General features: G+C 69.7%; 18 protein-coding genes. 8 read left to right on the top strand and 10 right to left on the bottom strand.

All coding sequences use genetic code 11. The features are described 5' to 3' along the window. Nucleotides 1–12: 12 nt before the first annotated feature. From C1Y63_RS07025 to C1Y63_RS13305, 5 genes are all read right to left on the bottom strand, one after another. Nucleotides 13–1,272: an HNH endonuclease signature motif containing protein gene (locus C1Y63_RS07025; RefSeq protein WP_106015761.1), complete on the bottom strand. Its 1,260-nt coding sequence runs from the start codon at nt 1,270–1,272 to the stop codon at nt 13–15. Between the two features lie 167 nt (nt 1,273–1,439). Beyond that, nucleotides 1,440–3,719: a phosphoribosylformylglycinamidine synthase subunit PurL gene (purL, locus tag C1Y63_RS07020; RefSeq protein ID WP_106015760.1), complete on the bottom strand. Its 2,280-nt coding sequence runs from the start codon at nt 3,717–3,719 to the stop codon at nt 1,440–1,442. Beyond that, nucleotides 3,716–4,390 carry a phosphoribosylformylglycinamidine synthase subunit PurQ gene (gene purQ / locus C1Y63_RS07015; RefSeq protein ID WP_106015759.1) on the bottom strand — a complete coding sequence of 225 codons (675 nt, stop codon included), beginning with the start codon at nt 4,388–4,390 and terminating at the stop codon, nt 3,716–3,718. The genes purL and purQ overlap by 4 nt, the downstream gene beginning before the upstream one ends. Continuing rightward, on the bottom strand, nt 4,391–4,630 hold the full coding sequence (gene purS, locus C1Y63_RS07010; RefSeq protein WP_106015758.1) for a phosphoribosylformylglycinamidine synthase subunit PurS: 240 nt from the start codon (nt 4,628–4,630) through the stop codon (nt 4,391–4,393). A gap of 271 nt (nt 4,631–4,901) precedes the next feature. Further along, nucleotides 4,902–6,857: a DJ-1/PfpI family protein gene (locus tag C1Y63_RS13305; RefSeq protein ID WP_106015757.1), complete on the bottom strand. Its 1,956-nt coding sequence runs from the start codon at nt 6,855–6,857 to the stop codon at nt 4,902–4,904. A gap of 74 nt (nt 6,858–6,931) precedes the next feature. On the opposite strand from C1Y63_RS13305, the gene C1Y63_RS07000 reads away from it, so the two are divergent. Together C1Y63_RS07000 and C1Y63_RS06995 are read left to right on the top strand one after the other, a co-directional pair. Further along, nucleotides 6,932–7,498 (top strand): TetR-like C-terminal domain-containing protein, encoded by a 567-nt coding sequence (locus tag C1Y63_RS07000; protein ID WP_158256112.1) that lies wholly within the window; start codon nt 6,932–6,934, stop codon nt 7,496–7,498. Nucleotides 7,499–7,526: 28 nt separating this feature from the next. Next, nucleotides 7,527–8,411, top strand: a complete 885-nt coding sequence (locus C1Y63_RS06995) for a hypothetical protein (protein ID WP_106015755.1) — start codon at nt 7,527–7,529, stop codon at nt 8,409–8,411. A 59-nt stretch (nt 8,412–8,470) separates the two neighbouring features. On the opposite strand, the gene C1Y63_RS13235 is transcribed toward C1Y63_RS06995, so the two are convergent. Further along, nucleotides 8,471–9,040 (bottom strand): excalibur calcium-binding domain-containing protein, encoded by a 570-nt coding sequence (locus tag C1Y63_RS13235; protein WP_304481695.1) that lies wholly within the window; start codon nt 9,038–9,040, stop codon nt 8,471–8,473. A 204-nt stretch (nt 9,041–9,244) separates the two neighbouring features. Further along, nucleotides 9,245–10,474, bottom strand: coding sequence for an MFS transporter (locus C1Y63_RS06985; RefSeq protein ID WP_106015753.1), 1,230 nt, complete (start codon nt 10,472–10,474; stop codon nt 9,245–9,247). A 170-nt stretch (nt 10,475–10,644) separates the two neighbouring features. Between C1Y63_RS06985 and C1Y63_RS06980 the strand changes: the two genes are divergently transcribed. Genes C1Y63_RS06980 through C1Y63_RS06965 form a run of 4 tightly spaced genes read left to right on the top strand, consistent with a single transcriptional unit; the run spans nt 10,645 to nt 13,905 of the window. Further along, complete coding sequence (locus C1Y63_RS06980; protein WP_199189080.1) at nt 10,645–11,808, top strand: acetyl-CoA C-acyltransferase; 1,164 nt, start codon at nt 10,645–10,647, stop codon at nt 11,806–11,808. A gap of 23 nt (nt 11,809–11,831) precedes the next feature. Then, complete coding sequence (locus C1Y63_RS06975) at nt 11,832–12,875, top strand: enoyl-CoA hydratase/isomerase family protein (RefSeq protein ID WP_106015751.1); 1,044 nt, start codon at nt 11,832–11,834, stop codon at nt 12,873–12,875. A 15-nt stretch (nt 12,876–12,890) separates the two neighbouring features. Continuing rightward, nucleotides 12,891–13,664, top strand: a complete 774-nt coding sequence (locus C1Y63_RS06970) for an enoyl-CoA hydratase (RefSeq protein WP_106015750.1) — start codon at nt 12,891–12,893, stop codon at nt 13,662–13,664. 10 nt (nt 13,665–13,674) lie between these two features. Continuing rightward, nucleotides 13,675–13,905, top strand: a complete 231-nt coding sequence (locus C1Y63_RS06965; protein ID WP_146128892.1) for an addiction module antidote protein, HigA family — start codon at nt 13,675–13,677, stop codon at nt 13,903–13,905. 44 nt (nt 13,906–13,949) lie between these two features. Here the strand turns inward: C1Y63_RS06965 and C1Y63_RS06960 are convergent, their stop codons facing one another. Continuing rightward, on the bottom strand, nt 13,950–15,686 hold the full coding sequence (locus tag C1Y63_RS06960) for an AMP-binding protein (protein WP_106015748.1): 1,737 nt from the start codon (nt 15,684–15,686) through the stop codon (nt 13,950–13,952). Nucleotides 15,687–16,157: 471 nt separating this feature from the next. Here C1Y63_RS06960 and C1Y63_RS06955 point away from each other — a divergent pair, with 471 nt between their 5' ends. Next, complete coding sequence (locus C1Y63_RS06955) at nt 16,158–17,354, top strand: acyl-CoA dehydrogenase family protein (RefSeq protein ID WP_106015747.1); 1,197 nt, start codon at nt 16,158–16,160, stop codon at nt 17,352–17,354. Between the two features lie 9 nt (nt 17,355–17,363). Next, a complete protein-coding gene (locus tag C1Y63_RS06950; protein ID WP_106015746.1) occupies nt 17,364–18,128 on the top strand; it encodes an SDR family NAD(P)-dependent oxidoreductase in 765 nt (254 codons plus the stop codon). Here C1Y63_RS06950 and C1Y63_RS06945 read toward each other — a convergent pair. After that, nucleotides 18,125–19,306 carry an acetoin utilization protein AcuC gene (locus tag C1Y63_RS06945; RefSeq protein ID WP_233195625.1) on the bottom strand — a complete coding sequence of 394 codons (1,182 nt, stop codon included), beginning with the start codon at nt 19,304–19,306 and terminating at the stop codon, nt 18,125–18,127. The two genes, C1Y63_RS06950 and C1Y63_RS06945, sit on opposite strands and share 4 nt — an antisense overlap. Then, nucleotides 19,303–21,939, bottom strand: coding sequence for a GNAT family N-acetyltransferase (locus tag C1Y63_RS06940; RefSeq protein WP_106015745.1), 2,637 nt, complete (start codon nt 21,937–21,939; stop codon nt 19,303–19,305). Before C1Y63_RS06940 ends, C1Y63_RS06945 begins: the two co-directional genes overlap by 4 nt. Between the last annotated feature and the right edge of the window lie 85 nt (nt 21,940–22,024).

Here is a 22,024-nt window from a genome sequence, read left to right as displayed (position 1 = left end):
ACGCCCCACCGCTTACGGCCCCCGCAAGTGCCGCAGTGTTTCTCCCGCCGCGAACCGCGACATCGTGGACTCGCCCTCCGTGGCCCGGCCACGGAACTTGAATCTGACCTTGCCGTCCGCGTCCCGCTGGAACTGGCCCCGCCGCCTATTCGGCCCCGCGTCCCGGTTCAACCCATGATGCCTAGCACACAACAACGCGAGATTGTCGACGTCGGTTTTGCCGCCGTACCGCCAGGCCTTCAAATGATGCACCTGACACCGGGCACTACCCTGATTACAACCGTCTGCCTGGCACACCCCCTGCTCCGCATGCAACGCAATCCGCTGCGCCACCGACGCAAGTCTTTCGGTGCGGCCCAGTGCGATGGGGACGAAGGTGACCGGATCGTGGATACACAACCACCAATCCGCCTCATCGATCAGTGCCTGCACCTCGTGGCCATTCAACGTGCCACCATGACTGCCCAAGTACTCAGCCTGCGTGCCCAACAACTCCTGGGCAGTGACACTAACCACCAGGGCGGGCGCCCCACTACCCACAGTGATGGCCCGCTTCAAACCCTCGATCGCCAGCCACGCCGGGTTCGGCCCCTCATCATCCTTCTTCTTCTTTGATTTCTTGGTGTGCCGCAAAGCGCCCTTCATCACGGCCTCCCCCTGGGCGATAAACCCATCGAGAAGCCCCTTGGTCGTCGGATTGCACTTCGCCGTCAACGTGTACAGACCATCTGAGTCCGTGGTGCTGCTCCAGTGCAGGCTTTCCGCACCCGGCTTCGCCGGCTGACGATCAGAAGCCGGCTCCTGCCGCTCCTTCAACATGCGCTTGGCGTCCTTGATCGGCCGGCCAGCCACCAGGCGGGCCAACTCCAACCGCGCGGCGGGATCCTCCGGGGTGGGTTTCCCCTCGTTGGCTTTCACCACCGCAGCATTGATGTCGTCCACTGTGGCGTCGCTCAGCTGCCCACTCAGGTGCATGTCGCGGAATTCTTCTTGGGCTGCGCGCTGGTCTTTGCGCACCGGCTTGTACATCGACGCGCCCCGGGTGATGAGCTTCTTCGCCTCCCGGGTGGGCACGGCGTAGAGCTCTGCGAGGTAGTCCTCGGTGCGCGGGGAGCCGACCTCGTCGCCGGCGTTGTCTTTATCGGCGTAGTAGGCGTATTCGGCGAGGAGGTGTTGGGCAGCGCGAAGCTGCGGCTGCGCTTGTTCCATCGCTGCGCGCCGCTGTTCGGAGGTCATGCTGGGCATGGCCTGAGTGAGGCTGATCCAATCCATGCCGCACACCCTAGGAGCACGGCCAAGCAGAAATCTAGGGGGTGCGCGCAAGCCTGTGGATAACTCGCCCCGCACGGGTTGTTTGCCCAGGGTAGAGGGGGCGCGAACCTTGGTCCACAGGCACGACAAAGCCCCCGCCGCGCGCTGCGACGGGGGCGTGTGCCGGGTTATTCGACGACGGAGTTCGCGCCGACGGCGTGGCCGAAAAGCTTCGGCAGGGTGCCGCGCCACGCGGTGTCGAGTTCCTCAAGGCCGAGGGTCACGGGCCCGAGGTTGACGGTGTCGGTGGCGGTGGTCTGGCCGAGGCGGACGGCAGGGATGCCGGCGGCGTCGGCGAGTTCCTTGAGCACAGCCGTGTGCGCCGGGTCGACGGCGACGACGATGCGGGAGGCGGATTCGCTGAACAGGGCGACGAAAGGGTCGCTGTGCGCGGCGGTGACGTCGACGTCAAGGCCGACGCCGTTGCACACGGCCAGTTCGACGAGGGTCTGCGCGAGGCCGCCCTCGGAGAGGTCGTGGGCGGCGGCGAAGATGCCGCCGTCGACGGCCTGGGCGTGGAGCAGTGCGGCGAGGCGTTCTTCGTCGGCGAGGTCGACCTGCGGGGGCAGGCCGTTGAGCCCGCCGCCGGAGAGCTGCTGCCAGATGGAGCCGCCGAACTCCTCACGGGTCGTGCCGAGGAGGATGAGGTCCTGGCCGGCGGCGACGCGGGTGCCGATGGCGTGGTGGACGTCGTCGATGACGCCGAGGACGCCGACGACGGGGGTCGGCAGGATCGGCACGTCACCGGTCTGATTGTAGAAGCTGACGTTGCCGCCCGAGACGGGGATGCCGAGCTCGTGGCAGCCGTCGGCCAGGCCGTGGACGGCTTCCTTGAACTGCCACATCACGTCCGGGTTTTCGGGGGAGCCGAAGTTGAGGCAGTTGGTGACCGCGATGGGTTTCGCGCCGGTGGCGGCGACGTTGCGGTACGCCTCGGCGAGAGCGAGACGGGCACCCATGTTGGGGTCGAGGTAGGTGTAGCGGCCCGAGCAGTCGGCGCTGACGGCGACGCCGCGGCCGGTTTCCTCGTCGATGCGCAGCACACCGGCGTCCGCGTCCTTCGCCTGCACGGTGTTGCCGCGCACGTAGCGGTCGTACTGTTCGGTGATGAACGCCCGGGAGCACAGCGCCGGGGAGGACACCATGTCGAGCACGGCCTGCCGCAGGTCGGCGGGGCGGTCGACGGGGGTGTACTGCTGCACCTCGTCCTGCCAGGCGGGGCGGGCGTAGGGCCGGTCGTATTCGGGGCCTTCGTTGGCGATGGTGTGCGCCGGGGCGTCGACGACGACCTCACCGTGGTGGGTGATGACGAGGTGCTTGCCGTCGGTGACTTCGCCGATTTCTGCGCAGGGCACATCCCAGTGGGCGCAGATCTCTTGGAATTTCGCCACGTTGTGGGGTTCCACGACCGCGCACATGCGTTCCTGGGATTCGGAGGAGAGGATTTCGGCGGCGGTCATGTTGTCGGCGCGCAGCGGCACCGCGTCCAGGTTGACGCTCATGCCACCGTCACCGGAGGCGGCGAGCTCACTGGTGGCGCACGACAGGCCGGCGCCGCCCAGGTCCTGGATGCCGACGACGACGCCGGCGGCGTAGAGGTCGAGGCAGCATTCGATGAGGACCTTCTCGGCGAAGGGGTCGCCGACCTGCACGGCCGGCAGCTTCCGTTCCGCGCCTTCCTCGAACGTGTCGGAGGCGAGCACGCTCACACCGCCGATGCCGTCGAGGCCGGTGCGGGAACCGAACAGCATGACCTTGTTGCCCCGCCCGGAGGCGAACGCCAGCTTCAGGTCCTCCACCTTGAGGGTGCCGACACACAGCGCGTTCACCAGGGGGTTGCCGGCGTAGGACTCGTCGAAGACGGTCTCGCCGCCAATGTTCGGCAAGCCGAGGCAGTTACCGTAGCCACCGATGCCGTCGACCACACCCGGCAAGACGCGCTGGGTGTCGGGGGCGTCGGCGGGGCCGAAACGCAGCTGGTCCATCACCGCGATCGGGCGGGCACCCATCGCCATGATGTCGCGCACAATGCCACCGACACCGGTCGCCGCACCCTGGTGCGGTTCCACGTAGGAGGGGTGGTTGTGGCTCTCCACGCGGAAGGTCACCGCGTGGCCGTTGCCCACGTCCACCACGCCGGCGTTCTCACCGATGCCGGCGAGGATCTTCGACGCCATCTCCGGGGTGGTGGTGGCGCCGAAGTAGCGCAGGTGCGTCTTGGAGGACTTGTAGGAGCAGTGCTCCGACCACATCACCGAGTACATCGCCAGCTCGGCGTCGGTGGGGCGGCGGCCCAGGATTTCCTTGATGCGGGCGTACTCGTCATCCTTCAAACCGAGGGACGCGTACGGCTGCTCCAGGTCCGGGGTAGCCTGGGCGTGGGCCACCGTATCGTTGTGCACACTCACAGGGACAGCTCCTTTACAACGGTGGCCACAGACTCAAACAGTCCCAGCCCATCAACACTCGGACCCGTCAGCGCCTCCACGGCGTGCTCCGGGTGCGGCATCAGCCCCACCACCCGCCCATTGGGGCTGCACACGCCCGCGATGGCGTTGACGGACCCATTGAAATTGTCCGTGTAGCGGAACACCACACGGCCCTCCCCCTCGAGTTCCTTGATCGTCTCCGCCGACGCCTGGAAACGGCCCTCCCCGTGCTTCGCCGGGATGAGGATCTTCTGGCCAGCATCGAACTGGTTCGTCCACGCCGTGGAGTTGTTCTCCACCTCAAGGTAGGTGTCCACGCAGTGGAAATGCAGCCCCTCGTTGCGGGTCAACGCGCCCGGCAGCAGGCCAGCCTCCGTCAAAATCTGGAAGCCGTTGCAGATGCCCAGCACCGGCATGCCTTTCGCCGCCGCATCCACCACCGACCGCATCACCGGCGCGAGCGCCGAAATCGCGCCGCTGCGCAGGTAGTCGCCGTAGGAGAACCCGCCGGGCACCACCACCGCGTCCACCCCCTTCAAATCCGGGTCCGCGTGCCACAGGTCAACGACGTCGTGGCCGGCGATGCGGGCGGCGCGGGCCGCATCCACATCGTCCAGGGTGCCCGGGAAGGTGATCACACCGATCGCCATCTAGGCCTCCTCAACGACGATCTCGAAGTCCTCGATGACGGTGTTCGCCAGCAGCTTCGACGCGATCTCTTCCAGTTGCTCCGGTGCCAGGTCGACGTCCGTGTCGATCACGAAACGCTTCCCCTGGCGCACGTCCGCGACACCGGTAACCCCGATGCGCCCCAGTGCGCGGTGAACGGCCTGGCCCTGCGGGTCCAGAATCTCTTGCTTTGGCATGACATTGACGACTACTCGCGCCACGGTGTCTCCCTCGTGAAAAGAATGTGAAGTCTTCGGCGGTGTGTCTTACAGTGCCGGCACTCTTGCCCCCGGTGCCGGCACGAAACCAGCAGGACAATCGGACGCGGCTACGTGCACGCCCAAAGCATAGCCAGCAGCCTGGCCAGTGCCCGAACCAGTACACCCGTGGGGGTAGCTGGGCGCGGGCGTGTGCTGCTGCAACACCACTGCACTCGTGCCGTAGATCGCATGAGCGTCGGGTGATGGCATGCGGCGACGGTGTTGTTGGAGGCTATGCCGGCGAGTGCCCCAGGTCCGCGATGAGGCGGGTGGCGAGTGCCCGGCTGGATTGGGGGTTTTCGCCGCTGTAGATGGCGCCATCGACGACGATGTGGGGGCGGCCGGGCAGGCCCTTGGAGTAGTCGACGCCGGCGTCTTTCATGGCGTCTTCGAGGAGCCAGGTGGCTTTCCAGGCGAAGGGGTTGATGCGTTCTTCGCGGTTGGACAGTCCGGTCATGCGGCGGCCGGCGAAGACGTTGCGGCCGTCGTCGTCGACGGCGGCGAGGATCGCGGCGGGGGCGTGGCACAGCAGGGCAACGGGTTGTTCGGCGGCGACGCGCTGGGCGAGCAGCCGCCCGGAGGCGGCGTTCACGGCGAGGTCTTCCATGGGGCCGTGGCCGCCGGGGTAGAAGACCAGGTCGACTGCGGCGATGTCGTCTGCGCTGAGGTCTTCGAGGACTTCCGGGTGGGCGAGTTCGGAGGCGATGCTGTCGAGGTAGGCCTCGGCGTGGCGGCGGGTGGCGGGCAGCCCGCCGGAGATGCCGAGGCTGAGCCGGTCGAGAGTGGGGGCGACGCCGCCGGGGGTGGCGATGCGGATGGTCCAGCCGGCGCGGCGGAACAGCTCGTGGGGGACGGCGAGTTCTTCGGCCCAGTAGCCGGTGGGGTGCTCGGTGCCGTCGGCGAGTGTCCACTGGGTGGCGGCGGTGACGACGAAGAGGACGGTGGTGTTGCCCGTCTGGTGGCGGTCGGCGAGCCAGCGTTCGTAGGTGGCGTTCGCGCCGCGGGTGCTGAGGACGTCGGCGGCGAGGGCGGCCCGCGGGTCGAGGTGGGTCTGCGGGGCTTTGCCGCGCCCGAGGCGGCGCATGTTGCGGCGCACCCACGCCATGGAGGCGGCGGAGGCGATCGCCTTGTTGGTGATGGAGGTGGTGGGGATGTCCGGGGTGGCGTCGACGTCGCCTGCGCGCCAGCGGGCGGGCAGGTCGGGGGCGGCGGACAGGGCGGTGCCGATGCCGACGAGGTCGACGCCGCTGTCGAGGACGCGGCGGGCCACCGGTTCGCGGTTGATGCCGCCGGTGACCATGAGCGGCAGGGGCGAGTCCTCGACGAGAGTGGTGGCCATGTCGAGGAAGTAGGCTTCGCGGGCCTGGGTTTTCTCATCGGCGGCGTTGCCGGTCATGGCGGGCGATTCGTAGGAGCCGCCGGAGAGTTCTACGAAGTCCGCGCCGGCGGGCGCCAGCCAGTGCAGCACCTGGCGGGCGTCGTCAATGTCGAAGCCGCCTTTTTGGAAGTCGGCGGAGTTGAGTTTGACGGCCACGATGAAGTCGTCGGCGACGGCGGCGCGGACGCGGCGGACGATCTCCAGCAGGAGGCGGGCGCGGTTGGCGAGGCTGCCGCCGTAGCTGTCGGTGCGGGTGTTGACGCGCGGGGAGAGGAATTGGCTGAGCAGGTAGCCGTGGGCGGCGTGGATTTCCACGCCGTCGAAGCCTGCGCGGGCCGCCAGGGTGGCGGAGGTGACGAAGCGGTCGATGGTGGCGTCGATCTGGGCAGGAGTCATGGTGACGGGCTGGGCGAAGGTGACGCGGCTGCTGCCGATGTCGACGCGCAGGTCCGACGGGCCCCACACGACGCCGGGTTGGCCTTGGGGGATCTGCCGGCCCGGGTGGTTGAGCTGCATGATGATGCGCGCCCCGTGCCGGTGGGCGGTCTCCGCCCAGCGGGCGTAAGGGCCGAGGGGTTGCGCGGCGTCGAGGACCATGGCGCGGGGCCCGGTGAGGGCGGCGTCGTGGACCATGACGTTGCCGGTGATGAGGGTGCCGGCGCCGCCGGCGGCCCAGGTGTCGTAGAGGCGGAAGACGTCCTCGCCGGGGACGTGCTCGTCGGTGCCGAGGGATTCTTCCATGGCGGCTTTGACGATGCGGTTGGGCAGTTCGACGCCGCGGGGGAGGGCGAGTGGGGTGAACAGGGACATGGGGGAAACCTCCAACAAAGATGTTAACGTTGTTTACATCGCACCCTAGACGAGAAAAGTGAACGGTGTCAACATTGGCGTATCATCACGGCGACCTCAAACAAACCCTCCTCACCCTCGCGGCCGAGGCCCTCGCCGCCGGCGAGCCTCTCTCGCTGCGCAAACTCGCCGCTGCCGCCGGCGTCTCCCCCGCCGCCACCTACCGGCACTTCCGCGACAAACACGCCCTCGAATCGGCGCTCGCCGCCCAGGGCTTCGCCGCACTCGACGGCCAGCTCGCCGACCTCGACATCCACACCCCCGGCGACCTCGTGCGCGTCGCGCACACCTACCTCGACTTCGCGCTCGCGCACCCGGCGACCTTCCACCTGATGTTCACCACCGACTGCGACCCCACCTCCCCGGACCGCGTCGCCGCCGTCGACAGCATCACCACCACCTGCCTGGACCTGGTCGCCGCCGCCGGCATCGCGCCCGCAGACGCGCCCGCCGCCATGTCGGCCATCTGGTCCTTTGCCCACGGGATCACCACCCTCACCCTCGAGGGCAAACTCCCCTCCACCGCGCCCGCAGACGCCCACCGCACCATCGACCAGGCGTGGGCGGCGTGGGCGGCTATGCTGAACACACACCCAGCCTGAGAAAACACTGAAATTCGAGGAGACTCTCATGCACCGCTCCCTCCGCGCCCTCGGCGCCGCCACCCTGGCGGCCGGGCTCATCGCTACCGGCGCTGCCCCGGCCCACGCCGGCTACACCACCGCCCCCACCACCGCCAAGACCTGCGAATTCACCCCGGATGCGGCGGCCACGAAGGCCTACCAGGACCTCTACGTCGCGCTGCGCACCCAGTCGGAGAACGCCATCACCGCCACCCTGACGGGCGACCTGGGCACGGCCTACGCCGAGTACTTCCCGCTGCACCGGCGCGCCACCTACAGCAAGGACCTCAGCGCCGCAGAGAAGACCCGCGTGGAGGCACTGGCCACCCAGCTGCGCACGGGCCTGGCCGCGCAGGGCGCGACCGAGGACGAGATCGCCAACGTGCTCGCCACCGGCGAAGCCCTGGCGAAGCAGGTGCTCGACTCCCTGCAGTCCACCTTCCACGGCTACCTGGCCAACCCGAAGGAGGACACCGACGCTGAGGTGGCCCGCCTGGCCGGCCTCCAGCCGGAGGCCGCCGCCGCGGCCGCCACCCCCTTCGGCACTTTCGCACCGAAGCACTCCGCCCTGTTCGCGCCCGCCTTCGCCGGCGCCGACGTCGCGGTCGCGACGACGGGTGCCGCCTACGCCAAGGCCGCAGGCCCGGGCGCATTCGCCGCCGCCCTGCCCGCCTGCCGCACCACCACGACGCAGGTCACCCCGGCGAAGCCGGACACCACCACGCCCGCGAAGGACACCACCGACGCGGCGAACTCCACCACCCAGCACACCGACACCCAGGGGGTGGACCTGTCTTCCTACAAGGGGATGAAGTCCATGCAGGCCGTCATGGTCGTCGTCACCCTCATCGTGGCGGTCCTGTCCTGGCTGGGCCTCATGCCCCGCTTCTAACACCGCACAAACACACACCCCACAGCGCCAGGCGCTGTGGGGTGTGAGCGTATGTGGGCTTATTCGCAGGCCACGCCGTCCTTGTCGCGGTCGAGGCGGGCGCTGTAGCCGGGCTCGCCGCGGTAGACGGGGCCGTAGCCGTCGGCACGCATCGCAGCGCACGAGCGGTAGGACGCACCTGCCGGGGGCACGCGGCGGGCCGGCGCGGCAGCCGCACGCGGGGCCGGAGCCGGGGCGGGGGCTGCCGCCGGAGCAGGCGCAGGTGCCGGAGCAGGCGCAGGTGCCGGTGCCGGAGCCGGTGCCGGAGCGGGAGCCGGTGCCGGTGCAGGAGCCGGGCCGGGGATGATGCCGGGCAGCGGGTTCGGCACGCGGCCGGCGGCCACATCCTGCAGGAAGTTGTGGGCGGCCACGCCCGCGGCACCCAGGGCGGCCACGGTGACGACGCCGCCGATGATGAGCGCCTCGTTGTCGCTGGAGCCCTCGGAGGAGCCTTCCTTATCGGTGGAGGTCTGGTTCGTGACGGTGAGCGAGCCGGACTGCTGGGCCTCGGCGGCCTCAGCGGGGACGACGGCGGTGGCGGCGACGGCGAGGCCGGTTGCCAGGGCGACCAGGCGGGTCTTGCAGGACATAGCGGGCATCCTTCAACTACTTCGGGCTCCGCGCCGCACTGGGAGTGCGGGTGCGCTGCGGACGACAGCTGCGCACCCTCCCACCGGTTGTGAGGTGGCTCCCAGTGGGCGCGGGTGGACTTTTTTCGCCCCTAGTTGTAGCCCCGTACGCTGGGACAACCCAAATGGGGGCGGCGACGGGGGTAGTTTTTGCGCTGCAGTGGTTTACTCACGCCCCACAGGTTGCGGTGTGTTCGTGCGGTAATACATCAGCGCCGGGATACCTGCGAGCACCGCGATGCCGCCCGCATAGTAGGCGGGCATGAGGTGATTGCCGGTGGCGTGCACGAGCCATTCCACGACCGGCGGGGTGAGCCCACCGAAGATGACGGTGGCGAGATTGTAGCCGAGCGCCATGCCGGAGTAGCGGCCGAAGGCAGAGAACTGTTCCGGCACGGCGGCCGCAGCCACGGCACTCCACCCGGCGGCCGGCACCGCCAGCAGCACGACCGCGGGCAGGGCGGCGACCCCGAGCAGCCAGTAGCCCGGCACCACGACGATGACGACCGCCGCGAGCAGCGCCGCGAAGGCCGCCCGGCGGCCCACCCGGTCGGAGACCCACCCCACGGCGGGGGTGACGAGGATCGCCGCGACGGCGGCCGCGACCCCGTAGCTCAGCGCGGCGCGCCCGCCGGCCATGCCGGTGGACTCCATGAAGGTGGGGATGTAGGTGATGGTGAGGAAGTAGGTGGCGGAGCCGACGGTGGAGATAAGGAAACTCACCGCGATGGCGCGGCGTTGGGTGCGCAGCGCCGCGGACAGGGGGTTCTCCCCCGCCGCCGGCGGGGGCGTGTCCACCAGCCAGCGCCGGAGCGGAATCATCGCCGCCGCCAGCACCGCGCCGACAACAAACGGCAGCCGCCACCCCCAGGCGTAGAGCCCCTCCTCCCCGAGGACGACGCCGACGAGGGCGGCGCTGCCGACGGCGAGCAGGGCACCGACTTCACTACCGGCGGCCGCCCAGCTGGCGACGAAGCCGCGGCGGTGCGGGCGGGCGTTTTCCATGAGGTAGACCATGATGCCGGTGTATTCCGCCCCGACGGAGAACCCCGCGAGCGCCCGCAAGCACAGCACCCCCACCCCGCCCCAGGTGCCCGCGGGCATGGCGGCGATGCCGGCCATCGCCACCGCCATGAGCCCGGCGGAGGCGACGAGCGCGGTCGCGCGACCCCGGGTGTCTCCAATGTGGCCGAAGACGACGGCCCCCAGAGGGCGGAAGACGAAGCCGATGGCGCCGGTCGCGAGCACCAGCAGCAGGGAATCATCGCGGCCCGGGTAGAACGTCGCGGCCAGGGCGCCGGCGAGGTAGAAGAACAGGGAGTAGTCGAACCATTCGATGATGGTGCCAAGAGCGGCGATGCCCAGGGAGCGCCGGGCCTGGGTGGCGGTGGCCATGGGGATTCTCCTCACGTCGGGTGCGCTGCCCCGCACCCTACCGCGTGAATGACATTCACCCCCACCCGGGTGTGGCCTGGGAAAAAATTCCCCCATATCGTGGCGGCGGTCACTAGGCCTCTGTAGCATGGCACACACCATGCCCTGTTGTGACCCCTTGTGAGGCTCCCGTGACATCTGCACACGACATCGTCATCATCGGTGCCGCCCGCACCCCCACCGGCCGCTTCCAGGGCGGCCTCGCGCACATGAGCGCGCCCCAGCTCGGCGCGCACGCCATCGCCGCCGCCCTCGGCGACATCCCCCCGGAAGCCGTCGACGCCGTCATCTTCGGCCAGGTCCTCCAGGCCGGCGTGGGCCAAAACCCCACCAAACAAGCCGCACTCGCCGCAGGCCTGCCGCAGCGCGCCCACACCAGCACCGTGAACAAGGTGTGCCTGTCGGGGCTCACGGCCATCATCGACGCCGCCCGCCTGCTGCGCGCCGGCGAGGCCGACATCGTGGTCGCCGGCGGCATGGAATCCATGTCGAACGCCCCGCACCTTCTCCCCCACTCCCGCACCGGCCAGCGCTACGGCGCGTGGACGGCCCGCGACCATATGGAATCCGACGGGCTGACGTGCGCGAAGCTGGGGATCTCCATGGGGGAACTCACCGAGTCCCACGCCGACCGCTTCCCCGTCACCGCCGCCGAACGCAACGAGTTCGCGGTGGCCTCCCACCGGCGGGCAGCCGCCGCCTGGGAGGCGGGCGTCTTCGACGCGGAAGTCGCCCCCATCACCACCAGCCGCGGGGAGACCATCACCCGCGACGAGGGCATCCGCCCGCACCTCACCCTCGCCGACATCAAAGGCCTGTCGCCGGCGTTCGTCGCCGACGGGCAGCTCACCGTCGCCCACGCCAGCCAAATTTCCGACGGCGCGTCCGCCGTCGTCCTCACCACCCGGGCGCGCGCCGCGGGCTGGCCGATCCTGGCCACCCTGCGGGCCGTCGGCCAGGTCGCCGGTCCCGACAGCTCCCTCCAGGCGCAGCCCGCCCACGCCATCGCCCAGGCGCTCGGCCGGCAGGGCTGGGAGGCAGACAGCCTCGACCTGGTGGAAATCAACGAGGCCTTCGCCGATGTGGCCCTCCATTCCGCCCGCGACCTGGGCATCCGGGAGGAGGTCCTCAACCCGCACGGCGGGGCCATTGCCCTCGGGCACCCGATTGGCGCGTCCGGGGCGCGGCTCGCCGTCCACGCCGCCCACCAGATCGCCGCCGGCCACGCCCGGCGCGCCGCGGTGGGCCTGTGCGGCGGCGGTGGGCAGGGCGAGGCCCTGCTGCTGGAGACCTAAATTCAATTCATAAGGAGTACACGATGAGTACGACGACTCATGCCCCGCCCGTTGTTGCTGAGGTGCGGGGCCGCGCCGGGATTCTCACCCTCAACCGCCCGGAGGCGCTCAATGCGCTCACCCAGGAGATGGTGGACCTCATGACCGCAGCACTGGATGCCTGGCGCCAGGACCCGCAGGTGCGGGTCGTCATCCTGCAGGGCGCGGGCGACCGGGCCTTGTGCGCCGGCGGTGACGTGGTCATGCTGTACGAGGATGCGCTGGCGAAGGGGACGGCCGGGGAGCATTTTTGGCGTACCGAGTACCAGCTCAACCTGGCGATTGCGCGCTACCCGAAGCCGTATCTGGCGCTCATGACGGGCATTGTGTTGGGCGGCGGGATTGGGGTCTCCGCGCATGGTTCCCACCGGGTGGTCACTGATTCGACGCGTATCGGCATGCCGGAGGTCGGTATCGGGTTCGTGCCCGATGTGGGCGGCTCCTACCTGTTGTCGCGGGCGCCGCAGGGCTTCGGCCGGCACTTGGCGTTGACGGCGGCGCATGTGGGCCCGGAGGCGGCGCTGGCGGCGGGCTTTGCGGACTATTTTGTGCCTGAGGACCTTCTCCCCGACCTCGTGGAGCGGCTCGCCGCGACCGGGGATGTCGGCGTCATTGAGACCTTCGCCCAGCCGGGCAAAGGCAATCTCAATTTCGCGGGCCTTGCTGCGGCCTACGACGCCCACAGTGTCGAGGAGGTGCTCGACAACCTTGACGCCCTCGGCACGGAGGACGCCCAGGATGCGGCGCGCCGGATTCGGCGGGCCTGCCCGCTGGCGGCGGCGGTGGCGTGGGAGTCCCTGGAACGCGCCCGGGGGTTGAGCCTCGCGGAGGCCCTCAATCAGGAATTCCGGGTGAGTCTCAACATGCACCGCAACCCCAACTTCCGCGAAGGGGTCCGCGCCCAGCTGGTCGACAAGGACCGCAACCCCACCTGGCTGCCCGCGCGCTTCGACCAGGTGGACCCGGAGGAGGTGGCCGCCATGTTCGGCCCCATCCAGGACCCCCGTTTTTCTCCCCTCGGACTGTAAATAAGGAGCAACCCCATGGACTACACGACCATTGTTGTTGAGCGGCGCGGCCGCGTCGCGCTCGTGACCCTCAACCGGCCGCAGGCGCTCAACGCGCTGAACAGCCAGACGATGGAGGAGCTGGTGGCCGCCGCCCGCGCCCTCGACGGGGATCCGGAGGTCGGCTGCATCGTCGTCACCGGCAGCGAGAAGGCATTCGCCGCGGGCGCCGATATTAAGGAGATGGCGTCCCAGGGCGCGACGGAGATGTACATGGCGAACTTTTTCGCCCCCTGGGAGGACTTCACTCGGGTGAAGACCCCCATCATCGCCGCGGTGTCCGGCTACGCGCTGGGCGGCGGCTGCGAGTTGGCGATGATGTGCGACTTCATCATCGCCGCCGAGAATGCGAAGTTCGGGCAGCCGGAAATCAACCTCGGCGTCATCCCCGGGATGGGCGGCTCGCAGCGGCTGACCCGGGCGGTGGGGAAAGCGAAGGCGATGGAAATGTGCTTAACGGGCCGGATGATGGGTGCCGCGGAGGCGGAGGCCTCCGGCCTGGTGGCCCGGGTGGTGCCGACGGCGGACCTGCTGGAGGAGGCGCTGGCGACCGCGGAGACGATCGCCGGGAAGTCGAAGGTCGCGGCCGTCATGGTCAAGGAGGTCGTCAACGCCGCCTTTGAGACGACCCTCGCCCAGGGGGTGCTCTTCGAGCGGCGGGTGTTCCACTCGGGGTTCGCCTCCCAGGATCAGAAGGAAGGCATGGACGCCTTCGTCACCAAGCGAGACCCGCAGTTCACCCACCGGTAGAATGACGGCCGTGGATATCCCTCGGCACCCGGGGGCGATACTGTCGATGTTGTTCCTTCGCCCCTCCGGCACCTCCTGCGCCGACCTCGCCCGGGCGACCGGCCTGTCGGAGAAGCTGCTCACCGCCTTCATCGACGGCGATGTGCACGTCAACGAATACTTGGCGTTCCGGCTGGCCGACCATTTCGGCACCACCGCCGCCTACTGGATTGGCTTGCAACGGCGCTGGGAACACCGCTAACAGCACGAAAGCCCCGCTCAGACCGAGCGGGGCTTCGCGGTTCTCTAGCCGCGCAGGCTCGCGAAGTCGCTGTCGGCGTACTCGCGGCCCACGGTGGAGGCTCCGCCGTCGGCGGCGTGGATGGTGTCCTCCCGCTTGCGCAGGTCGACGCGGCGGATCTTGCCGGAGACGGTCTTCGGCAGGTCGAAGAACTCCAGGCGGCGGATGCGCTTGTAGGGGGCGAGTCCCTCGCGGCAGTGCTTGAGGATCGCTTCGGCGACCTCCGGGGATTCCTCATAGCCGGGCGCGAGCGCCACATAGGCCTTCGGCACGGCCAGGCGCACCGGGTCCGGGGAGGGCACGACGGCGACCTCGGCGACGGCCGGGTGCTCGATGACGACGGATTCGAGTTCGAAGGGGCTCAGCCGGTAGTCGGAGGCCTTGAACACGTCGTCGGAGCGGCCAATGTAGGTGAGGTAGCCATCGGCGTCGCGCTCCGCGATGTCGCCGGTGTGGTAGTAGCCGTCGCGGAAGGTTTCCGCGTTCTTCGCCGCATCGCCGAAGTAGCCGGGGGTGAGCCCCACGGGGCGGGGGTCGAGGGCGAGGCAGATTTCCCCGTGGTCGCCGATCTCGTCGGTGGCGGGGTCAATGAGGACGACGTCCATGCCGGGCAGGGGGCGCCCCATGGAGCCGGGCTTGATGGCCTGCCCGGGCGAGTTCGCGATCTGCACGCTCGACTCGGTCTGCCCGAACCCGTCGCGGATCGTGGTGTTCCAGGCGCGTTCCACCGTGGCGATGAGCTCGGGGTTGAGCGGCTCGCCGGCGGCGACGACCTTCTTCGGCGGGGTCGCCAGGCGGCTGAGGTCCGCCTGGACGAGCATGCGCCACACCGTCGGCGGCGCGCAGAAGGAAGTCACGCCCTCCTTCGCCATGGTGTCCATGAGGGCGGCGGCGTCGAAGCGGGCGTAGTTGTACAGGAAGATCGTGGCGCCCGCGATCCAGGGGGCGAAGAAGTTCGACCACGCGTGCTTCGCCCAGCCCGGGGCGGCGACGTTCAAGTGCACGTCGCCGGGCTCCAACCCGATCCAGTACATCGTCGACAGGTGGCCGACGGGGTAGGAGGTGTGGGTGTGCTCCACGAGCTTGGCTTTCGACGTGGTGCCGGAGGTGAAGTACAACAGCAGCGTCTCGTCGGCGCGCGTCGGCTGGGTGGGAATGTAGGTGGTGGGCTCCGCGTAGCTTTCCGCGTACTGGATCGTCAGGTGCGTCTGCTGGGCGGGGGCCTCGTCGCCGCACTGAATGACGGTGAAGTCACCCGGGACCGCCCCGAACTTGGCGGCATCGTCCGGGTTGGCGACGACCCAGCTGATCTCGGCGCGCTCCGTGCGGTCGGCCAGATCCGCGGGCCCCAGCATCGCGGTCGCGGGGTTGAGGACGAAGCCGCCCTTGATGCAGGCGAGCATCGTCTCCCACAGCTCCACCTGGTTGTTGAGCATGAGCATGACGCGGTCGCCGCGCTGCATGCCGAGGGTGGTGAACCAGTTCGCCAGCTGGTTGGAGCGGGCGGTCATCTCGGCGAAGGTGCGGCGGGTTTCCGTGCCGTCCATATCGCAGATGACGAGCGCCTCCCGGTCCTTCGTCTCGGGGTCGGTGCCGAGGTAGTCGAACCAGTCGAGGGCGAAGTTGAATTCCTCGAAGCGGGGCCAGGTGAACTGCTCCCGGGCGGCCGGGTAGTCCTCCCGAAGTTCGAGGAGCAGGTCGCGGGCGGCCTTGTAGGCCTGGGTGGTTGGGTTGGTGCTCACAGGCTTGTGCTCTCTTTCCGTCACGTCGGGCGAAAACCCACACCGCAACAAAGGTCAGATGTTTGTTTAGGGGGTACACGCCGCCAGCAGTGCAGTGTGACCCACACCGGCGAGTGTAGTGGCGCGGCGCACATCGCGCAGTGGAACCACCCCCGGACACGCCCCACCCACCCCCGGCAGCAAATCTTGCAACGGCTCACACCCACCCCACTTCACATGCCCATGCACGACCGGGCACCACACCACCATGCGCCCATAAAACGGCAGTTCAGGCACATATCCATCACCCGATTCGACCAGGAGATTTTCTCCCGCGAGACACTGCGATGTGGGGCACACCCTTTGCAAGACTGTGGGGGTGGCCACTGGGTGCACCCATTCCGCATCCCGCCACATGCGCGGCGCGCCGTGGCTACACTAGCGCTCACCGATTCCCCCCTGTCACTTTCACCTGTCTTCCAAGGAGTTGCCATGAGCTCTGCCCCCTTGACCCCCTCCCTCCTCGACCGCGTGCACTTCCCGGACGCCGACCTCCTCAAGGTCGCCGACCAGCTGGACGCCTCCGAGCGCGCCCACCTGGAGCGGGTGCACCGCTTCCTCCAGGAGGAGATCCGCCCCGTGGTGGGCCCCTACTGGGACCGGGAGGAGTTCCCCTTCGAGTTGCTGCCGAAGCTCGCCGAGTACGGGCTCGGCAACATTGAGCTCGGTGGCCACTCCCGCCTCCTCAAGGGCCTGCTCTACGCCGAGGTCACCCGGGCCGACGTGTCCCTGTCGGCGCTCGTCGGCATCCACAACGAGCTCATCGTCGGCGCCATCGAGTACCTCGGCTCCGAGGAGCACAAGGCCACCTGGCTCGAGGACCTCAAGACGTTCAAGAAGGTCGGCTGCTTCGCCCTGACGGAACCGGACCACGGCTCCGATATCGCCGGCGGCCTGGCCACCACCGCGGAGGCCACCGCCGACGGCTGGGTCATCAACGGCGCCAAGCGCTGGATCGGCGGCGGCACCTTCGCCGACTTCGCCGTCGTCTTCGCCCGCGACACCCGCGACGGCGAGGTCAAAGGCTTCCTCGTGGAGATGGACCGCCCCGGGGTCACCGCCACGAAAATCTGCAACAAGATGGGCCTGCGCATCATGCAGAACGCCGACATCACCTTCGACAACGTGCACATCCCCGCCTCGGCCCTGCTGCCCGGCGCGCAGACCTTCGCCGGCACGAACGTGATGCTGCGGAACTCGCGCGCCTGGGTCGGCTGGCAGGGCGCGGGCGTGCAGTTGGGCATCCTCGACCGGGCGCGCGACTACACGCTGAGCCGGGAGCAGTTCGGCAAGAAGCTGGCGAAGTTCCAGCTGGTGCAGGAGCAGCTGTCCCGGATCTGCGGCAACGCGGCGGCCTCGCTGGCGATGCTCGCGCAGGTGGCGTGGCTGCAGGAGCACGGCCAGTTCGACATGCCGCACGCGGCACTGGCGAAGGCGACGGCGACCCGGCTGGCGCGGGAGTCCGCGGGGCTGGCCCGGGGCCTGGGTGGCGGCAACGGCATCGTCACCGAGTTCGAGCTGTCGAAGCTGTTTAACGACGTGGAGATCCTCTACACCTACGAGGGCACCTACGAAATCAATTCGCTCATCGTGGGCCGCGCCATCACCGGCCAGTCCGCATTCGTCTAGGAGGACCTCATGCTCATTGATTCTGTCTGTTCTGCTGTTGTCACCGGTGGCGCTTCGGGGCTGGGGGCGGCCACCGCCCAGGCGCTCGCCGAGGCGGGGGTCACGGTGTTCGCCTGCGACCTGCCGTCCGCCATCGAGTCGCTTGCATCCCCTATCCCCCAGGTCACCTATGTGGCGTGCGATGTGACGGACCCGGCGGCGGTGGAGGCCGCCGTCGCCCAGGCTGCGGCGGCCGCCCCGCTGCGGCTGGCGGTCGCCTGCGCTGGGATTTGCCCCTCGCAGCGGATCGTGGGCCGCGCAGGCCCCCACGACCCGGGCTTGTTCGCCACCACCATTGCCGTGAACCTGACCGGCACCTTCCACCTGCTCACGAGTGCGGCCGCCCAGATGGCCGCCCAGGACCCCGTCGACGCCGACGGGCAGCGCGGCCTCATCGTCACGACTGCCTCCGTCGCCGCCTTCGAGGGCCAGGTCGGGCAGGCCGCCTACGCGGCCAGCAAGGGCGGCGTGCAGGCGCTGACGATTAGTGCCGCGCGGGATCTCGCCTCCCAGGGGGTGCGGGTGTGCACCATCGCCCCCGGCATCGTCGCCACCCCCATGATGGCGGGCATCACGCCCGAGTTCCGGGAGACCTTGGAAAAGCTCGTGCCGTTCCCGGCGCGCATGGCGGCCCCTGCCGAGTACGCCCAGCTGGTGCTCATGCTCGCGGGCAACTCCTACCTCAACGGGGAAACGATCCGCCTCGACGGGGCGCTGCGGATGCCGCCCCGCTAGCCCCGGTAGGGCACCAGCCCCCAGTAGGGGAACACGTGCCGGGAGGTCGCCACCACCGGCCCTGCAGGAGTATCACTGAGCACACGCTCCGGGTGATACTCCTGCAGTCGTTGCGCCGCCCCCGCATCCCCCAGGGTCGGCGAGGCCGCCACCCGGGCGCGCGCCTCCCAGTCGGCGGGCATGGGCGCCTGCCCGTCGAGTTTCACGCCCGCCACCGCGGCGAGGACGTGCACCCAGGTCCGCGCCACCGCGTCCCGCTGGTAGCCGCCCCCGCCGAGCGCCACCCAGCGGCCCCCGGCGAAACGCTCCGCCCAGCGGGCCACGCTGCGGTAGCTTTTGCCCATCGCGTCGACCGACAATTCCAGGTGGGTGAGCGGGTCCGATGCGTGTCCGTCGGCACCGTGCTGGCTGATGAGGATCTGCGGGCGGAACTTCTGCAGCAGCGGCGGCACGATGGCGTGCACCGCCTGCAGCCACTCCATGTCGCCCGTGGCGGGCTCCAACGCCACGTTGACGGCCGTGCCGGCGGCGTGCGGCCCACCGATCTCGTGGCCGAAACCGGTGCCGGGGAACAGGAACAACCCCGATTCGTGCACGCTGATCGTCAGCACCCGCGGGTCGTCCCAGAACAGCTGCTCCACCCCGTCGCCGTGGTGGGCGTCCAGGTCGAGGTACGCCACCCGCGTCGCCCCCTGCTGCAGCAGCCATTCGATGGCCACGGCCGCGTCGTTGAGCATGCAGAACCCCGCCTGGGTGCGGCGGCCCGCATGGTGCAAACCCCCGCTGATGTTCAGCGCCCGCGGGTGGGTGCCCTCCCACACGGCGCGGGTGGCGTGGAGGGTGCCGGCGGCGACGGCGCGGGCGTGGGCCGCCAGCCCCGGCACGACGGGGTGGTCCTCGGTGCCGATGCCGAACTCGGGGTGGGCGGCACCGGAGTCGAGGGCGGCGAGGTACTCGGGGTCGTGGACGCGGGCCAGCAGGTCCTCCGGCAGCGGATCGGGGGCCGCGACCTCCACCAGGTCGAGCAGGTGGAAGTAGTCGGCCAGCTCCACGGTGAGGCGCACCCGGTCCGGCCCCATGGGGTGGTGCGGGCCGTAGGAGTAGCCGGTGAGGTCCTCGGAGTAGACGAGCAGCGGCCGGGCGGGCGGCTGCTGCCCCATCGGGGTGTAGTGCCTCATGGTGTCTCCAGGTTGCGGGCTAGCGGGTCGCGTTCCTCCGGCAGGGGTGCCACCCGCACCCGGGCGCCGACCACACTGGTGGTGGCGGCGGCCGCGATGACGGGGGTGAGTTCGACCTCCACGATGCTGGGGTGGTCGTCTTTGAGGGCGGCGAGCCGCTGCAGGACGTCGACGAGGCCGTCAATGTCGGCGGGGCGGGTGCCCCGGTAGCCGGTGAGCAGCGGCGCGGCACGCAGCCCAAGCAGCATGCTGCGGGCGTCCTGCGGCCGCAGCGGCGGCACCCGCCACGCGGTGTCCCCCAGCAGGTCGGAGGCCAACCCGGCGCCGCCCACGCTGATCATGGGGCCCAGCACCGGGTCCTCGATGGCGCGCAGCGTCCACGAACTGCCCGCCGGTACTTCCGGCTGCACCGTCAGCCCCAGGCCGGCGGTGCCCGTGTCGGCAATGTCGGCGGCGATGCGCCCCATGTGCCGCCACGCTGTCGCCATGGCCTCCCGGTCGCGAATGCCGCGGGCGATGGTGGCGAGTTCCGGGCGGCCCCGCACCACGGGGCTCGTCGCTTTGAGCACGACATCCCAGCCGTAGGCGGAGGCTGCGTCGACAGCCTCGTCGAGGGTGCCGACCGGCTGCCAGGGCACGACCGTGATGCCGTAGGTGGCGAGCAGTTCGACCACCGTGTGGTCGTCGAGCCAGCCGCAGGTCTCGGCGATGAGTGCGCGGGCGGCCGCCCGGTCGCCGGCGAGGACCGTGTCGTCCGGGTGGGGGCGGGCGGCGGCGCGGCGGCGTTCGTTGGCGACGATGAGGCTCAACGCCTCCAGGGGTTCGGCGTAGGCCTCGAACACGGGCAGTTGTCCCGGCCCCTCCGGGACCGTGATGTCCGGCTGGGGTGGGCTGCGGAACCCCACGAACACCCCGATGAGCGGGATGGGGGAGGTCTCCGCGAGCAGGCTGAGCCCGGCGTAGACCTCCTCGAAGACCGGCTCGGAGATCTCCACAATGGCCGCCACGACCGCATCCACCTCACCGCGCAGCTGCTCTTCTGCCGCCCGCAGCACCCCCGCCGCCGGGTCCCCACCAATGGTGGTGGCCTGGGGTTCCAGCCCGAAGCGCAGGCCCGCGGCCACCATCTGCTCGTTGAGCCCCGCCGAGTTACTCACCACCGCCACCCGCGGCCCCCGCGGCACCGGCTGGCGGGCCAGAATCGTCGCCACGTCATACATGGTGTCCCGCTGCGACACCACCATCGCGCCCGCCTGCCCGATGACCTCATCCAGCGCCCCCGGGGTCGCCTCCGGGAGGTGCTCGGAACGCCGCGCCGAGGACAATGCCCGCGAGGGCGTGAAAATCACCACGTGCTTCTCCAGCGCGAGGCGGCGCAACACCCGGAAAAACTTCCGCGGGTTCCCAATCGCATCGAGCGATAACAAACAAATCCGCGTGTGCGCGTCGTCGAACCAGAACTGGATGACATCGTTCGCGGTGACGTCGGCGAACGCACCCGTCGCGATGAAGTTCGACACGCCCACCTGGCGGGTCGTGGCCCGCGCCAGCGCCAGCGTCGCCACCCCCGCCGACTGGGTGAACAGGCCCACCGCGCCCGCCCGCGGCATCGGCGCCGCCGTCGCGTTGAGCCGCACCGCGGGGTCGGTGGTGAGCATGCCGAGGGAGGCGGGCCCCAGGGCGCGGACCCCGTGGGCGCGGGCGTGGGCGACGAACTCGCGCGCCGCCCGCGCATCGAGGATGGGGTTTTGGCCGCGCGCCAACACCACCACCCCGTGGGCGTTTTTCCGGGCCGTGGCCGCCAGCACGTCGCCGAGGGTGTCGGGCTCGTACTGCACCACCACCAGGTCGACGTCCTCGGCGATGCTGTCGAGGGCTTCAGCTGCGGTGTTTCGGGTGCAGGTGATCATCCGCAGGGTGCCCTGGTAGCCGCCGCCTACCACGGAGGCAATGATGCCCTCCATGGTGTCCACCCGGCCGACGACAGCCACGCTGCGGGGGTGCAGCATGCGGCGAATCGCCGCCGCCTCCGAGCGGTGCTCCCGCTGCAGCATCACGTCCCGGGAGGCTGCGGTCGGGTCGATGGGGAAATCGACCACAATGAACCCGTCCTCCAGCTGTGGGGCCACCGCGTAGCCGGCCCGCCGGAACACCGCCACCATGGAGCGGTTGTGGGTGAGCATCTCCGCGAAGAAGCGCTCCACCCCCAGCTCGCGGCCGATGTGCGCCAGGTGCTCGAGCAAAATGTTTGCCACCCCGCGCCCCTGGTGGGCGTCCTGCACGAGGAAACTCACGTCGCCGACCTTCGCGGGGAGCAGCTGCGGCACCAGCTCGAAGCGGGCGGTGCCGATGATGCGTTCTTTTTCCTCGATGACGAGGGTGACGCGGGTGGCGTGGTCGATGGCGAGCCAGCGCCGCAAATCCTCGTCGTTGAGCTCCGGGTGGGTGCCGAAGAAGCGCAGGAACTTCGACTCCTCGCTCACGCCGGCGTAGAACTCCACCATGGCGGGCGCGTCGCCGGCGCGCACCGGGCGCAGGATCGCCACCGCCCCGTCGGCGAGAACAACGTCCGCCTCCCAGGTGGTGGGCGCGGCGCACTGGGGGTGGTAGCGGGGATCGCTGGGTGTGATCATGGCCCCTCCTCTCGTGTGACCCAATGTACAGCGCGAGAGGGAGGGTGAGGGCGGAAACGAAAAAAAATGCCCCGCAAAGCAGGGC

This window comes from Corynebacterium sp. 13CS0277 (assembly GCF_002994655.1).
In the GTDB taxonomy this organism is placed as follows: Bacteria; Actinomycetota; Actinomycetes; order Mycobacteriales; family Mycobacteriaceae; genus Corynebacterium.
Note: the sequence above shows the minus strand (reverse complement) of the source record. Positions and strands in the feature narration are given on the sequence as shown.

Bases quoted from the DNA above. Each gene is read 5' to 3' on its own strand.
- purQ (WP_106015759.1), bottom strand. From the start codon at position 4,390: ATGGCGATCGGTGTGATCACCTTCCCGGGCACCCTGGACGATGTGGAT.
- C1Y63_RS13305 (WP_106015757.1), bottom strand. From the start codon at position 6,857: ATGTCCCTGTTCACCCCACTCGCCCTCCCCCGCGGCGTCGAACTGCCC.
- C1Y63_RS06995 (WP_106015755.1), top strand. From the start codon at position 7,527: ATGCACCGCTCCCTCCGCGCCCTCGGCGCCGCCACCCTGGCGGCCGGG.
- C1Y63_RS06940 (WP_106015745.1), bottom strand. From the start codon at position 21,939: ATGATCACACCCAGCGATCCCCGCTACCACCCCCAGTGCGCCGCGCCC.
- C1Y63_RS06970 (WP_106015750.1), top strand. From the start codon at position 12,891: ATGGACTACACGACCATTGTTGTTGAGCGGCGCGGCCGCGTCGCGCTC.
- C1Y63_RS06950 (WP_106015746.1), top strand. From the start codon at position 17,364: ATGCTCATTGATTCTGTCTGTTCTGCTGTTGTCACCGGTGGCGCTTCG.
- C1Y63_RS06945 (WP_233195625.1), bottom strand. From the start codon at position 19,306: ATGAGGCACTACACCCCGATGGGGCAGCAGCCGCCCGCCCGGCCGCTG.
- C1Y63_RS06985 (WP_106015753.1), bottom strand. From the start codon at position 10,474: ATGGCCACCGCCACCCAGGCCCGGCGCTCCCTGGGCATCGCCGCTCTT.
- C1Y63_RS13235 (WP_304481695.1), bottom strand. From the start codon at position 9,040: ATGTCCTGCAAGACCCGCCTGGTCGCCCTGGCAACCGGCCTCGCCGTC.
- C1Y63_RS07025 (WP_106015761.1), bottom strand. From the start codon at position 1,272: ATGGATTGGATCAGCCTCACTCAGGCCATGCCCAGCATGACCTCCGAA.
- C1Y63_RS06975 (WP_106015751.1), top strand. From the start codon at position 11,832: ATGAGTACGACGACTCATGCCCCGCCCGTTGTTGCTGAGGTGCGGGGC.
- C1Y63_RS06955 (WP_106015747.1), top strand. From the start codon at position 16,158: ATGAGCTCTGCCCCCTTGACCCCCTCCCTCCTCGACCGCGTGCACTTC.